This window comes from Streptomyces sp. NPDC086989, from assembly GCF_044745505.1.
In the GTDB taxonomy this organism is placed as follows: Bacteria; Actinomycetota; Actinomycetes; order Streptomycetales; family Streptomycetaceae; genus Streptomyces.
This window is the reverse complement of record NZ_JBIVAL010000002.1, coordinates 530,634-547,608: the sequence shown is the minus strand read 5'-3', so window position 1 is coordinate 547,608 and position 16,975 is coordinate 530,634. Positions and strand designations below refer to the sequence as shown.

The 16,975-nt window shown below is 73.1% G+C and carries 10 protein-coding genes; 3 read left to right on the top strand and 7 right to left on the bottom strand.

What is annotated here, in order from left to right:
* Positions 1-9: 9 nt before the first annotated feature.
* The 4 genes from ACIPK4_RS06205 to ACIPK4_RS06190 form a co-directional block, all read right to left on the bottom strand.
* Complete coding sequence (locus tag ACIPK4_RS06205) at positions 10-2,448, bottom strand: [protein-PII] uridylyltransferase (protein WP_402309582.1); 2,439 nt, start codon at positions 2,446-2,448, stop codon at positions 10-12.
* A 17-nt stretch (positions 2,449-2,465) separates the two neighbouring features.
* On the bottom strand, positions 2,466-2,804 hold the full coding sequence (locus ACIPK4_RS06200; protein ID WP_054226484.1) for a P-II family nitrogen regulator: 339 nt from the start codon (positions 2,802-2,804) through the stop codon (positions 2,466-2,468).
* On the bottom strand, positions 2,801-4,147 hold the full coding sequence (locus tag ACIPK4_RS06195; RefSeq protein ID WP_402309581.1) for an ammonium transporter: 1,347 nt from the start codon (positions 4,145-4,147) through the stop codon (positions 2,801-2,803). Before ACIPK4_RS06195 ends, ACIPK4_RS06200 begins: the two co-directional genes overlap by 4 nt.
* A gap of 380 nt (positions 4,148-4,527) precedes the next feature.
* Positions 4,528-6,033: an NsdA gene (locus ACIPK4_RS06190; RefSeq protein WP_054226482.1), complete on the bottom strand. Its 1,506-nt coding sequence runs from the start codon at positions 6,031-6,033 to the stop codon at positions 4,528-4,530.
* Positions 6,034-6,441: 408 nt separating this feature from the next.
* Between ACIPK4_RS06190 and ACIPK4_RS06185 the strand changes: the two genes are divergently transcribed.
* Complete coding sequence (locus tag ACIPK4_RS06185) at positions 6,442-7,113, top strand: bifunctional DNA primase/polymerase (RefSeq protein WP_402309579.1); 672 nt, start codon at positions 6,442-6,444, stop codon at positions 7,111-7,113.
* A gap of 70 nt (positions 7,114-7,183) precedes the next feature.
* Here ACIPK4_RS06185 and ftsY read toward each other — a convergent pair whose 3' ends face one another.
* Positions 7,184-8,401: a signal recognition particle-docking protein FtsY gene (gene ftsY / locus ACIPK4_RS06180; RefSeq protein ID WP_376201505.1), complete on the bottom strand. Its 1,218-nt coding sequence runs from the start codon at positions 8,399-8,401 to the stop codon at positions 7,184-7,186.
* Between the two features lie 144 nt (positions 8,402-8,545).
* On the opposite strand from ftsY, the gene ACIPK4_RS06175 reads away from it, so the two are divergent.
* Positions 8,546-10,030 carry a cytosine permease gene (locus ACIPK4_RS06175; RefSeq protein ID WP_402309577.1) on the top strand — a complete coding sequence of 495 codons (1,485 nt, stop codon included), beginning with the start codon at positions 8,546-8,548 and terminating at the stop codon, positions 10,028-10,030.
* Positions 10,031-10,093: 63 nt separating this feature from the next.
* Positions 10,094-11,080 carry an LLM class flavin-dependent oxidoreductase gene (locus tag ACIPK4_RS06170; RefSeq protein ID WP_402309575.1) on the top strand — a complete coding sequence of 329 codons (987 nt, stop codon included), beginning with the start codon at positions 10,094-10,096 and terminating at the stop codon, positions 11,078-11,080.
* A 49-nt stretch (positions 11,081-11,129) separates the two neighbouring features.
* Here ACIPK4_RS06170 and ACIPK4_RS06165 read toward each other — a convergent pair whose 3' ends face one another.
* Positions 11,130-12,560 (bottom strand): sugar porter family MFS transporter, encoded by a 1,431-nt coding sequence (locus ACIPK4_RS06165; protein ID WP_402309574.1) that lies wholly within the window; start codon positions 12,558-12,560, stop codon positions 11,130-11,132.
* Positions 12,561-12,792: 232 nt separating this feature from the next.
* The gene (locus ACIPK4_RS06160) at positions 12,793-16,833 is read right to left on the bottom strand and encodes an AAA family ATPase (protein WP_402309573.1); all 4,041 of its coding nucleotides are present in this window, start codon (positions 16,831-16,833) and stop codon (positions 12,793-12,795) included.
* Positions 16,834-16,975 lie beyond the last annotated feature (142 nt).

The window sequence follows — 16,975 nt, the reverse complement described above, 5'->3', positions numbered from 1 at the left end:
CGCAGCCCGTCAGCGGAGGGCCGCCTCCAGTGCGGCGGCCAGGGCCGCGGCCGCCGGGGGCGGCAGCGGTTTGCCGTCGGGGTCGACCACGTACAGGGAGTCCACCGCGTTGGCTCCGAGGGTGGAGACGTGGGCGCTGCGCACGCGGACTCCGGAGGCTTCCAGCGCGCGCCCGACACGGTGCAGCAGGCCGACCGCGTCGGGGGCCCGCACCTCCAGGACCGTGGCCGTCGAGGACACCTCCGGGACCACCGTGACCCGGGGCGGCGGCGGGACGACCCCGCGCCGTCGCGGGTACGCCGCCTCCCGGTCGGCCAGCTTCGCCTGGATGTCCAGGGAGCCGTCCAGCGCCCGGATCAGGTCCGTGCGCAGCCGGGCCGCCTGCGGCAGGGAGCCGTACTCGGCGGCCACCCTCCACCGCAGGACCAGGACCTCGCCCGGCAGGTCCGGGAGCTCCAGCGAGCGCAGGTCCGCGGCCCGGACGGTGAGCCGGTGCAGGGCGAGGACTCCGGCCACCGCCGGGAGGACCCCCGGCTGGTCCGGGACGGCCACCACCAGCTCGGCCCCGACGGCGTCGTCCTCCTCCTGGCGTGCGAGCAGCGCCAGTACGGGCTCGCGGGTGCGCAGTGCCTCCACCGCGAGCCGCTCCTGTTCGGTCGTCGGGATGGCCGGCTCCGCGGCGGCGGACGGCGCTCCCCGCAGGACCGAGGCGACGCGGGCCACCAGGTCGTCGACGAGCGAGCCCCGCCAGGTGCTCCACGCCGCGGGCCCGGTGGCGAGGGCGTCCGCCTCGGTCAGCGCGTGCAGGATCTCCAGGGTGCCGGGCGATCCGACGGCGTCCGCCACGGACCGGACCGTCGCCGGGTCGTCGAGGTCGCGCCGCGTCGCGGTGTCGATCAGCAGCAGGTGGTGGCGTACGAGGACCCCGAGCACGGCGGCGTCCTGCGCGTCGAAGCCCACCCGTGCCGCCACGTCGCGGGCGATGGTCTCGCCCGCCACCGAGTGGTCCCCCGGCCAGCCCTTGCCGATGTCGTGCAGGAGGGCGGCCATCAGCAGCAGGTCGGGGCGGCCGACCCGGCGGGTCAGGGCCGAGGCGCGGACCGCCGTCTCGATCAGGTGCCGGTCCACGGTCCAGGTGTGCACGGGGTTGCGCTGCGGGCGGCACCGCACCCGTTCCCAGTCCGGCAGCAGCCGGGTGATCAGGCCCTCCGCCTCCAGGGCCTCCCAGACGGCGACCGTGGGCTCCCCCGCCCCGAGCAGGGTCACCAGCTGCTCGCGCGCCTCGGCGGGCCACGGCACCGGCAGCGGCTTGGCCTGCGCCGCGAGCCGTCGTACGGCGTGCAGGGACACCGGCAGACCCGCCTGAGCGGCCGCGGCGCCGAACCTCAGGGCCAGGACCGGGTCGCGGTCGGGCCGGGCGGCCAGGGCCAGGACGGCCTCGCCGTCGGACTCCACGACGCCTTCGGCCAGCGGCGCCCGCTCGGCGGCGGCCCCCCGGGTCCCGAGCAGCCCGCGCAGCCTCGGCCGGGCCGCCCGGGCCCGCAGGACCCGCCCGACCTCCCGCCAGGTGACGTCGCCGGCGTAGGCGACGACCCGCGCGGCCTCGTACACCTCGCGCAGCAGCGCGTCGGCGTCGAGCAGTCCCAGCCGCGCCGCGACCTGGTCCTGCTCCTGGAGCGCGAGCCGGTCGGTGGCCCGGCCCGTCACCAGGTGCAGGGCGTCCCGCGCGTCCAGCAGCCGCCGCCGGGCGTCGGCCAGTCCCTCGCGCGGGGCGTCGGCCAGCCAGGACGCGGCGACCGCCCGCAGCGCGGTGGCGTCGCGGAGCCCACCGCGGGCCTCCTTGAGGTCGGGTTCCAGCAGGAAGCGGAGCTCCCCGGCCTGCTCGGCCCGCTCCCGGCACAGGGAGTGCAGCTGCGGGAGCCGCCTGGCGGCCTGGTTGCGCCAGTCGGCCAGGACCGAGGTGCGCAGTCCCGCGAGGAGGCCCGCGTCGCCCGCGACCGGCCGGGCGTCGAGCAGCCCCAGGTGCACCTTGAGGTCCTCGCCGGCGGTCTTGCGGGCCTCGGCCGGGGTCCGCACCGAGTGGTCGAGGGCGACGCCCAGGTCCCACACGGGGTACCAGAGGCGGTCGGCCAGGGCGCTCAGGGCCCGCGGCTCGGCCTTGCCGTCGTGGAGCAGCAGCAGGTCGAGGTCGCTGCGCGGGGAGAGTTCGGCGCGCCCGTAGCCGCCGACGGCGACGAGGGCGGCGCCGCGCACCCCGGTCTCGCGCTGGGCCGTGGCGAACAGGGCGGCCAGCCAGTCGTCGGTCAGTGCGGCCAGCGCGGAACGCCGCGAAGGCCCGGACCGCGACTCCTCCTGGAGGAGTCGCAGCCGGGCCGCGGCGTACCCGCTGGGTCCCGCGCCGGACGGTTCACCGGAGTCACCGGTCGTGTGCTGTTCGACGCTCGTCACCCGGGTGCTCCCGTCGCCTAGAGCGCTTCTGCGCCGCGCTCGCCGGTGCGGACGCGGATGATCGCGTCCACGGGCACGCTCCACACCTTCCCGTCACCGATCTTCCCGGTGCGGGCCCCCTTGACCAGGACCTCCATCACCGATTCGGCGTCGTCGTCCTCGACGACCACCTCGATGCGGATCTTCGGTACGAGGTCCACGGTGTACTCGGCGCCGCGGTAGACCTCGGTGTGACCGCGCTGGCGGCCGTACCCGCTGGCCTCGGAGACCGTGAGCCCCTGGACTCCGAACCGCTGGAGTGCGTCCTTGATCTCGTCCAGCCGGTGCGGCTTGACGATCGCGGTGATCAGCTTCATGCGTCAACCTTCTTGCTCGCGGCGGCAGCGGGGGCGGGTGCGGCGGTGCTCCGGGAGGAGGCCCCGCCGCCGGCTCCGCTGAAGTCGTAGGCGGTCTCGGCGTGCTCGACCTGGTCGATGCCGGAGACCTCGTCGTCCTCGGTGACCCGCATCCCGATCGTCTTGTCGAGGAGGAAGGCGAGGACCGCGGACACGACGAGAGAGTAGGCGAGGACGGAGAAGACCCCGACGGCCTGCTTGCCGAGCTGTTCGAGGCCGCCGCCGTAGAACAGGCCGGCCGCGTCGGACTGGACGCCGCCGGTGGCGAAGAGGCCGACCAGCAGCGAGCCGATGACACCGCCGACGAGGTGGACGCCGACCACGTCGAGGGAGTCGTCGAAGTTGAACTTGTACTTGAGGCCGACGGCCATGGCGCAGACGACGCCGGCGATGGCGCCGATGGCGATCGCGCCGAGCGGGGAGCAGGAACCGCCGGAGGGGGTGATCGCGACGAGGCCGGCGACCGCGCCGGAGGCGGCGCCCAGGGTGGTGAAGGAGCCGTGGCGCAGCTTCTCGTAGCCCAGCCAGGCAAGCATGGCGGCGGCGGTGGCGACCTGGGTGTTGACGAACATGACCGCGCCCACGCCGTCGTCGTTGCCGAGCCAGGATCCGGCGTTGAAGCCGAACCAGCCGAACCAGAGCAGACCGGCGCCGAGCATCACGAGCGGGAGGCTGTGGGGGCGCATCGGGTCCTTCTTGAAGCCGACGCGCTTGCCGATCACCAGGATGACGCCGAGGGCCGCGGCGCCGGCGTTGATGTGGACGGCGGTGCCGCCCGCGAAGTCGATGACGCCGAGCTTGAAGAGCCAGCCGCCCGCGCCCCAGACCCAGTGGGCGACGGGGAAGTAGACGACGGTGACCCACAGGGCGGTGAACAGGGCCCAGGCGCTGAACTTCACGCGGTCGGCGAGGGCGCCGCTGATCAGGGCGGGGGTGATGACGGCGAACATCAGCTGGAAGACGGCGAAGACGTAGACCGGGATGGTGTAGCCGTCCCACAGCTCGGTGATGCCGATGCCGCTGAGGCCGACGTAGTCGGAGGACCAGCCGATGAAGCCGCCGGAATCGGTGCCGAAGGCGAGGCTGAAGCCGTAGAGGACCCAGAGGATCGTGACGATCCCGAGGCTGATGAAGCTCATCATCAGCATGTTGAGGCTGCTCTTGACGCGGACCATGCCTCCGTAGAAGAAGGCGAGTCCCGGGGTCATCAGCATGACCAGGGCGGAGCAGATGAGCATGAACCCGGTGTTCGCGGCAGACAGCGTCGGGGCGTCTGCCGCGAGGGTCGTGATGGCTGATGCCATCGGCGTCTCCTCGTCGTCGGTACGTTCGCGTGCGGGCGATCGTGAAAACCTGAGCGGCGCAAGGCGTAAGGCCGGGGGGTGGGGGCCTGGGGGCTGGCCGGTTATTGGCCCTGAGATTCGCGCAGGCCGGTTTCCGGCGGCGCCGCTGGGTGTTTCGCCCCGATGACGAAGCCATCCGTGCTGTTACAGCACGATGAACAGCCGCAACCGTGAATCGAGCGGCCACGACGGCGGGCGACCGCCTCAGCGAGAGCGGCGCCGGTCCAGGCGCAAGGGGATGGCCGGCCGCGGCAGCACCCGGGGTGACCTGGCTGGGGGAGCCTGATCGGGCTTCACGGGGTGACTGCCGCGGCCGGGGCCTCGGGGGCGGGTGCGGGCCGTCAGACGGCTGCCGCGGCCTCGGGGAGCCGGGAGGCGAGCTGGTCGGTCAGCCGGACCACGTCGGCGACGTCGCCGTACTCGCGGGCGGCGGTGTCGACCGTCTTGCGGATCCGGGTGTTCACCCGTTCGGAGCGCACCTTTTCCGCCACCTTCAAGGCGCGGTCGACGAGGACGACGGCCTGCTCGGGCTCGCGCTGGAGCAGGTGCACGGTGGCCATGCCGATGAGGTTGAGGCTGTAGGAGCGCTGGTGTTCCTCGTCCTTCTCGAAGAGCTCCACGGCCCGCTGCATGACGGGTTCGGCGAGGGAGGCGTACATGGGGCTGCGCCCGGCCACGTAGGCCAGGTCACGGTACGAGTGGGAGTTCTCGCCGTTGAGCTCGGCCTCGGAGAAGAAGCGGATCCAGTCGGGTTCGGGCTCGCCGCCGAAGTCGACGTCGGCGAAGGTGTCCTCGGCCATCCGCACGGCCCGCTTGCAGCGGCTGGGCTGGCCCATGTTGGCGTAGGCGCGGGCCTCCATCGCATACAGCATGGCCTGGGTGCGCGGGCCGGCGGAGTCACGGCTGCCGTACTGGGCCAGGTGGATGAGTTCCAGGGCGTCCTCGGGCCGGCCCAGGTGGATCATCTGACGGCTCATGTTGGAGAGGATGTACGAGCCGAGGGGCTTGTCGCCGCCCTCCTTGGCGGCGTGCAGGGCGAGGACGAAGTACTTCTGCGCGGTGGGGTGCAGGCCGATGTCGTAGCTCATCCAGCCGGCGAGTTCGGCGAGTTCCGCGGCGACCTTGAAGAGCCGCCGCATCACGGGCGCCGGGTGGTTCTCCTGGAGCAGGTCGGTGACCTCGTGGAGCTGGCCCACGACGGCCTTGCGGCGCAGTCCGCCGCCGCACTGGGCGTCCCACTGGCGGAACATCACGGTGGTGGCTTCGAGGAGGCCGAGTTCCGGTTCGGAGAGCCGCGGGGGGCGGTGGCCGCTGAGGGCTCCGGACGCCCCCGCCTCGCGGGGGCCCGGGTCGGTGGGGGGGACCGGGACGAGCCAGCGCTGCATGGGTTCGATGAGGGCGGGGCCGGCGGAGAGGGCGAGGGAGGTCCCCAGGAAGCCGCGACGGGCCAGCATCAGGTCGCTGCGGGAGAACTCGCCGAGCAGCTCGACGGTCTGCGGGCCGGCCCAGGGCAGGTCGACGCCGGAGACGGAGGGCGTCTGATGGGCGGTGCGCAGGCCGAGCTGCTCGATGGCGACGACGGAGCCGAAGCGCTCGGAGAACAGCTCGGACAGGATCCGCGGGACGGGCTCGCGGGGCTGCTCGCCGTCGAGCCAGCGGCGCACCCGGGAGGTGTCCGTGCTGATGTGGTGGGCGCCCATCTGGCGGGCGCGCCGGTTCACCTGGCGGGCGAGCTCGCCCTTGGACCAGCCGCTGCGGACGAACCAGGAGGTCAGTTGCTCATTGCGGCCCGCGGAGTCTGGGGCCTCCGGGTCGTCGCTCGTTCCGCTTGCGCCGTTGCCGCTCACTGGAACGCCCCCATCCACTCAGCCTCTTCACACGAAACCCTGGCTGGTGCGGCGAGCGCCGCCACGGACCTTCACAGATCCTCCACACGTTGCCTCCGGCATAACCACGGACGGCCCGCCTTCGGGGTTTGGTGCACTGAAAGTAATCCTACGATCACCCCCTCCGCGAGGTCGATTCCGGAAACGCCACCATTCGCCACCCCTTTGAATGAACTAGCCGCCCGCCAGGCGCGATTCACTTGACACCGAGGCGAAAACGATCGGATGTACGGGAGTGCACCGGGGGCGCGCGCGGCGAGGAGTGCGCCGGTCGGCCCCTTCGGGCACCGGGCTCGGGCCCGGCCCCGCATCCCGTCCGGCCGACGTCGTAACCACCTGCGCGTCCGACCCGTTGGAGGGGGCATGGGCATGGGCTTCACGATCGGCGGCAGCCGCAGCACCAAGGAGTTCCGTTCCGGCTCGCGGCGCCGCGGCCGGACCTCGGAGTGCACGGCGGTCGCGGAGTACACCGGACTGTGGGGCTGGGACGTGGTTCCCGGCGCCCGGGCCGCGGCCCCCGCCCGCGGCTGCTCCTGCGGTCATGTCGAATGCGGCGCGCCGGGGGCGCATCCGCTGCCCCTGGCCCCGACCGTCCCGGCGGGCGCCACCCTCGACGAGGTCACCGAGACCTGGGGCGGGTACCCGGGCGCCGCGGTCCTGCTCCCCGTCGGCCGCACCTTCGACGTCATCGAGGTCTCCCGGGAGGCGGGGCGCCGTGCGCTGGTCCGTCTGGAGCGGATGGGCCTGCCGCTCGGGCCGGTCACCGAGACCCCGGACGGCCGGGCCCAGTTCCTCGTGGCCCCGGGTGCGGCCGCCGAGCTGCCGCAGCTGCTGTACCGGATGGGCTGGGACGACGCCGATCTCGATCTGCGCGCACTGGGGCCCGGCGCCTTCCTGACGGCCCCTCCCTCCGACTACGCCGGGCTCGGCCCGGTGGGCTGGCTGCGGCCGCCCGCGCTCGACTCGGCGGGCGGCCCGCCGCAGGCCCGGCTGCTGCTCGGCACCCTCGCGTACATCTGCCACCGGCTGCGGCGCCAGTAGGCGGCCCTACGGCGGCGCCCCCGTGTTCCGGCCGGAACACGGGGGCGCCGCTGTGCGTACTTGTCTGCGCTCAGTCGCCGATGAGGGCGTCCACGAACGCCTCCGGCTCGAAGGGCGCGAGGTCGTCGGCGCCCTCACCGAGGCCGATGAGCTTGACCGGGACGCCGAGCTCGCGCTGGACGGCGACGACGATGCCGCCCTTGGCGGTGCCGTCGAGCTTGGTCAGCACGATGCCGGTGATGTCCACGACCTCGGCGAAGACGCGGGCCTGGGCCAGGCCGTTCTGCCCCGTGGTGGCGTCCAGGACGAGCAGGACCTCGTCGAGCGGGCCGTGCTTCTCCACGACGCGCTTGACCTTGCCGAGCTCGTCCATGAGTCCGGTCTTGGTGTGGAGGCGGCCGGCGGTGTCGATGAGCACCACGTCGGCGCCCTCGGCGATGCCCTCCTTGACCGCGTCGTAGGCGATCGAGGCGGGGTCGCCGCCCTCGGGGCCCCGCACGGTGCGGGCGCCGACCCGTTCGCCCCAGGTCTGGAGCTGGTCGGCGGCGGCGGCGCGGAAGGTGTCGGCCGCGCCGAGCACCACGGAGCGGCCGTCGGCGACGAGCACGCGGGCCAGCTTGCCGGTGGTGGTGGTCTTGCCGGTGCCGTTGACGCCGACGACCATCACGACGCCGGGGGTGTCCGCGCCGCTCTCGGTCCTCACCGCGCGGTCGAAATCGGTGCCGACCAGGGTGAGCAGCTCCTCCTTGAGCAGGGTGCGCAGCTCGGCCGGGGTGCGGGTGCCGAGCACCTTGACCCGCTCGCGGAGCCGGTCGACGAGTTCCTGCGTGGGCACGACACCGACGTCGGCGATCAGGAGGGTCTCCTCGATCTCCTCCCAGGTGTCCTCGTCGAGGTGCTCGCGTGAGAGCAGCGTGAGCAGCCCCTTGCCGAGCGAGTTCTGCGACCGGGCGAGGCGGGCGCGCAGCCGGACCAGACGGCCGGCGGTGGGCTCGGGCACCTCGATCTCGGGTGCGGCCGGCGCCTCGGGCTCGGCGACGACGGGCGCCTCGGGAGCCGCAGCCTCCGCTTCGGGGAGGGCGACCTCCTCGATCGTGCGGCGGGGCTCTTCCGCCGTCTCTACGGCGTCCTCCCCCACCTGCGGTTCGGCGGGCGGGGCAGTGATGGTCGGCGTGCTGGGCGGCGCCGGGGGCGGCAGCTGCTTCTTCTTGCGGCTGCTGACCACGAGCCCGCTGATCGCGCCGACCGCGACCAGGGCGATGACTACGGCAAGGATGAGGATGTCCATAACTCGTCCAGTATCGGCCACGGCGGCCCCGGCCCCCCGGATCCGGCGGTACCGGCCGGTCCGTAAGCCCCTATTTGTGGACTTGGCGGCACATCTACGATGATGGGCGACTTCCCCGTACGCCCCGCCCACCCGGAGTACTGCATGCCTGCCGAGCCCGCCGACGGCGCGATACACGGCGCGACACAGCCGCCGACCGAGACGTCGGTCGAGACCCGCGGACTCGAACCCGTCCCGGACGGCGAGCGCACCGGCAGGGTCCGCGAGCTCGTGCCCACCTGGGTCGCCGCCAACATCAGCGTGCTGCTGCTGACGATGGGCGCCGGCCTGGTGATCTTCAACCAGCTCAACATCTGGCAGGTGCTGGTCGTCGCGATCGCCGCGCCCGTCGTCTCGTACGGGCTCGTCGGGTTGATCTCGATCGCCGGGAAGCGCGGCGGCTCCCCCGGCATGGCGCTCTCGCGAGCCGTGTTCGGCCAGCGCGGAAACCTCTTCCCCGGCGCCCTGATCTGGGTCGCCCGCTGGGGCTGGGAGACCATCAACGCGGTCAGCGGAGCGTTCGCCGTGCTCACCGTTGTGGACCTGCTGTTCGGCGTGCGGAAGAACACCGCGCTGATCGTGGTCACCCTGCTGCTCTTCGTCGGCTGCACCTTCCTGGTGTCCGGCCTCGGCATCAGCGCGCTGCGCGTCTGCTCGACCTGGTCGACGTACCTCTTCGGCGCATTCAGCGTGCTGGTGCTCGGCTATCTGGTCGTGGAGAGCGACTGGTCCGCCGTCTTCGCCAAGCCTGCCGGTTCGACCGCGATGATGATCGCCGGTATCGGCACAATCGCCGCGGGCGGCATCAGCTGGGTCCCGTCCGGCCCGGACTTCACCCGCTACCTGCCGCGCACGGCCTCTTCCCGGGGCGTGGTCGGCGCGACGATCGGCGGCGCGGCCGTCGTCGTGATCCCGATGGTGCTGATGGGCGCGGTCATGGCGGTGGGCACCCCGGACCTGGCCACGGCGCAGGACCCGGTCTCCTTCATCGGCAATCTGCTGCCCGCCTGGATCGCGGTGCCGTACCTGCTGATCGCGCTCGTCGGCATGCTGCTGATCAACTCGATGTCCATGTACTCGGCCGGCTTCACGGCGCAGACCCTGGGCGTCAAGGTCCCGCGCGCGGCGGCCGTCAGCGTCAACGCGGTCATCAGCCTGGTCTTCGGCTTCCTCCTGATGGTGGTCGCGACCAGCTTCTTCGGCTCGTTCATCTCGTTCCTGACGCTGCTCGCCGTGGCCTTCTCCGCGTGGATCGGCGTGTTCGGGGTCGACATGCTGCGCCGGCCCTCGTACGACGGCGCCGCGCTGCTGGACACCACCCCCTCCAGCGCCTACTGGTACCGGGGCGGGTTCGCCTGGCAGGCCATGACCGCGTGGGGCGTGGCTCTGGTCGTCGGGCTGCTGTTCACCAAGGTCGACTGGTTCGGCGGGCCGCTGGCCGGCACCTGGGTCGGGCGCAACGGCCTGGGCTGGGCGGCGGGCGTCGTCACCTCCGGCGTGCTGTACGCGGTGCTGCCGCGCACGGCGGCTCCGGCGGGCCCCGGGGCCGAGGAGCCCGCACCCGTCGCCGCCGGATCCCTGTCCAACTGACGCCACGTCAGCTAGCGTCCCCCTTCGCCCGCCCACCCACATCCGGCGAAGGGGGACTTCTCCATGCCCATCACCGTGGCCCGGTTCAATCTCGTCGATCCGAACGGGACCCCCGAGACGCTCGCCGCCCGCTACAGGGCCGCCCTGGAGATGGCGAGGTACGCGGACGACCGCGGGATCGACACCGTCCAGACCGAGGAGCACCACGGCACGACGAACAACTGGCTGCCCTCGCCGTTCGCCTTCGCGGGTGCGGTCTTCGGCGCCACCCGCCGGATCGCGGTCACGGTCTCGGCGATCATCGGGCCGCTGTACGACCCGCTGAGGGCCGCCGAGGACATCGCGGTCCTGGACCTGCTGAGCGGCGGTCGCCTGGTGACGGTCGCGGGCATCGGCTACCGGCCTGAGGAGTACGAGCAGCACGGCGTCGAGTGGGGCCGGCGCGGCAGGCTCCAGGACGAGCTGCTGGAAACGCTGCTGAAGGCGTGGACCGGTGAGCCGTTCGAGTACCGGGGCCGCACGGTACGGGTCACCCCGCGGCCGTTCACACAGCCGCACCCGATGCTCCTGGTCGGCGGCAGCTCCAAGGCGGCGGCCCGGCGCGCGGCCCGGCTCGGGCTGCCGTTCTTCCCCAGCGCGCACCTGCCGGAGCTGGAGGCGTACTACCAGGAGCAGCTCGCGGAGCACGGGACGCAGGGCTTCTGCATGATGCCCGCGGCCGAGACCCCGCTGCTGCACGTCGCGGAGGACCCGGACCGGGTGTGGGCCGAGTTCGGGGAGCACTTCCTGCACGAGGCGGGCACGTACGCGTCGTGGCAGTCGAAGGACATCCGCAGCGCCGTACGGTCGGCCGCGCGCTCGGTGGCGGAGCTGCGGGCGGAGGGCGTGTACCGGGTGCTGACCCCGGACGAGGCGGTCGCGTACGCCGGGCGTGCGGGCGAGGCGGGGAACCTGGTGCTGCACCCGCTGTGCGGCGGGATGCCGCTGGACGAGGGCTGGCGCAGCCTGCACCTGCTGTGCGAACAGGTGCTGCCCCGGCTCAGGGTCTGAGCGGGGGCAGCACCTGCCGTAAGAGGAGAGGGGGTGTTGGCGGGGGTGGTTACCCCATCTCCTCCAACGCCTTGCCCTTGGTCTCCGGCACCCATTTGAGGATGAACGGGATCGAGAGCACGGCGAAGAACGTGTAGATCACGTAGGCGCCCGACAGGTTCCAGTCGGACAGCGACGGGAACGTGACGGTGATGAGCCAGTTGGCGATCCACTGGGCGGACGCCGCCACGCCGAGGGCCGCGGCGCGGATGCGGCCGGGGAACATCTCGCCGAGCAGCACCCAGACCACCACGCCCCAGGACAGGGCGAAGAAGAGCACGAAGAAGTTGGCGGCGACCAGGGCCACGATGCCCTGCGCGTGCGGCAGGGAGATGTCGTCGCCGGTTCCGGACTTGAACGAGAACGCCCAGGCCGCCGTCCCGAGCGACAGGGCCATGCCGACGGAGCCGATGAGCGCCAGGGGCTTGCGGCCGAGCCGGTCCACGAAGACCATCGCGATCACCGTACCGATGATGTTCACGACGGACGTCTCGAAGGAGTACAGGAACGAGGAGCTCGGGTCGATGCCGACCGACTGCCACAGCGAGGAGCTGTAGTAGAAGATCACGTTGATGCCCACGAGCTGCTGGAAGACGGAGAGGCCGATGCCGACCCACACGATGGGCAGGAAGCCGAAGCGGCCGCCGAGCAGGTCCCGGAAGGTGGACTTGTGCTCGGAGCGCATGGCGCGGTCGATCTCGCGTACGCGGGCGTCGGCGTCGATGCCCTTGCCCTCGACGTCCCGCAGGACCTCCTTGGCCTTCTCCGTGCGGCCGACCGAGACCAGGAAGCGCGGGGATTCGGGGATGGCGAAGGACAGCACGCCGTAGAGGACGGCCGGGACGACCATCACGCCGAGCATCCACTGCCAGGCTTCCAGGCCGCCGATCTCGCCGCGCTGTTCGCCGTTGGCGAGGTTGAGGATGCCCCAGTTGACCAGCTGCGAGACGGCGATGCCGATGACGATGGCCGCCTGCTGGAAGGAGGCCAGCCGGCCGCGGTAGGCGGGCGGGGAGACCTCGGCGATGTAGGCGGGGCCGATGACCGAGGCCATGCCGATCCCGAAGCCGCCGATGACCCGCCAGGTGGCGAGGTCCCAGAGGGCGAAGGGAAGGGCCGAGCCGATGGCGCTCGCGGTGAACAGGACGGAGGCGATCTGCATGCAGCGGATGCGGCCGATCCGGTCGGCGATGCGGCCGGCGGTGGCGGCGCCCAGCGCGCAGCCGATCAGGGCGGCGGCGATCACCTGGGCGAGTGCGGCCGATCCGACGTCGAAGCGGTCGCGGATGGCCTCCACGGCGCCGTTGATGACGGAGCTGTCGTAGCCGAAGAGGAAGCCGCCCATGGCCGCGGCCGCGGTGATGAAGATGACGTGGCCGAGGTGGTCGGGCTGGGACGCGCTTCCACCGCCTGACGCGGGTGCGTTCGCTGTGCTGGTCAAGGTGCGCTCCTGGGCCCGGCGGCGACGGCGGGCTGTCTGGGGGATCTCGTTGTTGCTTGCTCGTGTTCCTCTAGTGGCGCACAGCAAACTGCTTGCCACCACCTGAACGTCAACACGGCACAGCAGAGCCTATGGCTTCACTTTCTGAAGTCAATAGGAGGGATGAACCCGATTATTCACAGAGCAGAACAGAGAGCCCTAGCGAAGTGCGTTCACTAAATGAAGTGAAAGATCAACGAAGACGCTGACTGATGACCTTCGAGACGCCGTCGCCCTGCATGGAGACGCCGTACAGCGCGTCGGCGACCTCCATCGTCCGCTTCTGGTGCGTGATCACGATCAGCTGCGAGCTCTCCTGGAGCTCCTCCATGATCCGGATCAGCCGCTGCAGGTTGGTGTCGTCGAGCGCCGCCTCGACCTCGTCCATCACGTAGAACGGGCTGGGGCGGGCCTTGAAGATGGAGACCAGCAGCGCAACGGCCGTCAACGACCGCTCTCCGCCCGAGAGCAGCGAGAGCCGCTTGACCTTCTTCCCCGGCGGCCGGGCCTCCACGTCGACGCCGGTCGTCAGCATGTTGTCGGGGTCGGTGAGGATCAGCCGGCCCTCGCCACCGGGGAACAGCCGCGAGAACACCCCCTCGAACTCCCGGGCCGTGTCCCGGTACGCCTCCGTGAACACCTGCTCGACGCGCTCGTCGACCTCCTTCACGACCTGAAGGAGATCGGCCCGGGTCTTGCGCAGGTCCTCCAACTGCTCGCTCAGGAACCGGTGGCGCTCCTCCAGTGCCGCGAACTCCTCCAGGGCGAGCGGGTTGACCTTGCCGAGCTGCTGGTACGCGCGCTCGGCCGCCTTCAGCCGCTTCTCCTGCTGCGCGCGTACGAAGGGACCCGGCTCGGCGGCCCCGTCCGGGGTCTCCCCCTCGGCGGGCGGGCTCGGCGGCACCGGCTGGTCCGGGCCGTACTCGGCGACGAGCCCCGCCGCCTCCATCCCGAACTCCTCCAGCGCACGCGCCTCCACCTGCTCGATGCGCAGCCGCTTCTCGGCGCCGAGCACCTCCCCGCGGTGCACCGAGTCGGTGAGCTTGTCGAGCTCGCCCTTGAGGTCGCGGCCCCGCGACCGGGCCTCGCCGAGCTCCCGCTCGCGCAGCCCCTTGGCCTGCTCGGCCGCGGCGCGCTCCTGCTCGGCCCGGCGCAGCGAGACCTCCAGGTGCGCGAGCAGCTGCCGGGCGCCGTCGGCGACCGCCCGGGCCACCTCCTCCTCGTGGCGCAGCCGTGCCCGGCGCCGCTCGGCGCGGGCCCGGGCCTCGCGCTCCGCACGGGCGCCACGGTCGAGCGCGTCGGCCCGGCCGGCCAGGCCCTTGACCCGCTCCTCGTGCGTCCGCAGCTGGAGACGGGCCTCCATCTCGGTCTGCCGGGCGTTGGCCCCGTCGGCCGCGAGCCGGTCCCGCACCGCGCTGTCGGGCTCCTCCTCCACGGGCGTCTCCTCGGCGACGGCCAGCCGTTCGGCGCACTCCTCGACGTCGGCCAGCGCCTGCTCCAGCGCGTCCTGCGCCTTGGCGGCGGCCGCGGCACTGCGCTCGGCCTCCCCGGCCGCGCCCTTCGCCTGGCCGGCGAGCCGCCCCAGCTGCTGGGCCACCCCGGCCCGGGCCTGCTCCCCGGCCCGGCGGCGCTCGCCGGTCTCCTCGACCCGTGCGACGAGTTCCCGGCGCAGCTCCCGGGCGGCGTCCTGGGCCGCGCCCAGGTCCCGGCACCGGCCGTCCAGCCGCTCCAGTTCGGCGGCCGCCTCGTCGACGGCGGCCTGCACCTCGATCAGGCTGGGGGCCCCGGCGGAGCCGCCGTGCGCGAGGTGCGCGCCGAGGACGTCCCCGTCGAGGGTCACGGCGACGAGCTCGGGCCGCGCAGCGACGACGCGCTCGGCCTCGTCGAGGCTCCCGACGACGACGTAGTCGCGCAGCACCCACCCCGCCGCCCGCACGACCCCGGCATCCCCCTGCACCAGCCCCGCGGCCGACAACGCCGCAGAGCCGGGGTCCGGGGAAGGGGCGGGGTGAGGGAAGGCGGCCTCCGGCCCGGCGCCGTCGGCCGCGCACTCCCCCGGGACGGGGGGCTCGGCCGAACGGCCCACCGCATCCACGGCATCCGCACCGACGGCGCCGCCCTGCCCCGGGAAGGGCACCCCGGAGGGCGAACCCGCCCGGGCCGGAGCATCCGTGGCACCGCCCGGAAGCGGCCTCGTGACCGAACGGGCCGCCGGGGGCGTGGCGGCCGTGGCACCGCCCGGGCCCCCGGCCCGGCCCGGAAGCGGGCCCATGGCCGAACGGCCCACCGCATCCACGGCATCCGCACCGACGGCGCCCTCCCCCGGGAAGAGCGTCCCGGAGGGCGAACCCACCCGAGCCGCGGCGTCCGTGGCACCACCCGGAAGCGGGCTCGTGACCGAACGGCCCACCGCATCCGCGGCATCAGCGCCGACGGGGCTCTGCCCCGGGACGGGCACCCCGGAGGGCGAACCCGCCTCGGGCCGGGACTCGCCCTGGCCCGGGGCCGGGATCCCCGCCGGCGGCGGAGCGATCAGGAGGGTGGCCCGGCCGGAGTCGGTGGTCCGCAGGTGCCGGATGGCCTCGGCCGCGGCCTGCGGCGAGGACACCGCCAGCGCATCCGCTGCCGCGCCCAGCGCCGCCGCCACGGCGACCTCGTACCCCGGGGACACCGCCAGCCGCTCCGCCGCGGGCCCCAGCAGCCCCGCCAGCCGCTCCCGCGCCGCCAGCAGTGCTCCCGTGCCGTCCTTCCTGCGCAGTCCGAGCGCCAGTGCGTCCCGCCGCGCCGCCACCGCCGCCCGCGACCTCTCCGCGGCCGTCGCCGCGTCCCGCGCCTCGGCCAGCGCGGCCTCCGCAGCGGCGAGTTCCGCCCGCGCCGCCGCATACTCCGCGTCCACCGCCGGGTCTTCGAGCCCGCCGACCTCCTCGGCCAGCGCCTCGTACTCCGCCTGCGCGGCCGCGGCCCTGGTCTCGGCCCCGTCCCGCGCCGTCACCAGCCGCTCGATCTCCGCCTGCGCGGCGCCGGCCCGGGAGCGGGCGGCGCCCAGCCGTCCCGTGAGCCGGGCCAGGCCCTCGCGCCGGTCGGCGATGGCCCGCGCGGCGTCCCGCAGCCGCCGCTCCTCCTCGGCCAGCGACCGCTCCAGCCGGGCCCGGTGCTCCACGGTGTCCTCCAGGGCCCGCGAAGCCGCCTCCAGCGCGGCCGTCAGCTCCGCCTCCTGCTCGCGGATGCGCTCGGCCTCCCGTTCCATGTCCTCGGGGTCGCGGCCGCGCCGCTCCTCCTCCGCCGGCGCCGAGGCCGACTTGACCCGCGCGTCGGCCAGGGACACGGTCCCCCGTACGCGCTCGGCCAGCTGGGACAGCTCGTACCAGGTCTGCTGCGCCCGCTGGAGCCGCGGTGACAGCTGCCGCACCGTTTCCTCCAGCTCCGCCTCGCGCCGCAGCGCCTGCGCCAGCTGTGCCTCGGCCGCCTCCTTGCGCTCCTTCAGCGCCGCCTCGTCCGCGATCTCCGCGTCGAGCGCACCCCGCAGCGCGACCAGGTCGTCGGCGAGCAGCCGCAGACGTGCGTCGCGCAGGTCGGCCTGGATGACGGCGGCCCGCCGGGCCACCGCGGCCTGCCGTCCCAGCGGCTTGAGCTGGCGGCGCAGTTCGTCGTTCAGGTCCTGCACGCGTGCGAGGTTGGCCTGCATCGCGTCGAGCTTGCGCAGCGCCTTCTCTTTGCGCTTGCGGTGCTTGAGTACGCCTGCGGCCTCCTCGATGAAGGCGCGCCGGCCCATCGGGTCGGCGTGCAGGACGGAGTCCAGCTGGCCCTGGCCGACGATGACGTGCATCTCACGGCCGATGCCGGAGTCGGAGAGCAGCTCCTGGATGTCGAGCAGCCGGCAGGTGTCGCCGTTGATCTGGTATTCGCTGCTGCCGCCGCGGAACATGATCCGCGTGATGGTGACCTCGGCGTACTCGATCGGCAGCGCGCCGTCGGAGTTGTCGATGGTCAGTGACACCTCGGCCCGGCCGAGCGGCGGGCGCCCCGTGGTGCCGGCGAAGATGACGTCCTCCATCTTGCCGCCGCGCAGGGATTTGGCGCCCTGCTCCCCCATGACCCAGGACAGCGCGTCCACCACGTTGGACTTGCCGGAGCCGTTCGGGCCCACGACGCAGGTGATGCCGGGCTCGAAGCGCAGGGTGGTTGCGGAGGCAAATGACTTGAAGCCGCGGAGGGTCAGGGACTTGAGGTGCACGCCGCCGGACTCTACCTTCCGCGTCCGGTTTCACCCATGAAGGTGTACGGCACAACTGACCTCGCGGGAGGCGGCCCCCCACCTGGCCCAACGCTCAGGAAAGGCCCCAAGAAAGAAGGGACGCCGAAGCGTCCCTTGCAGA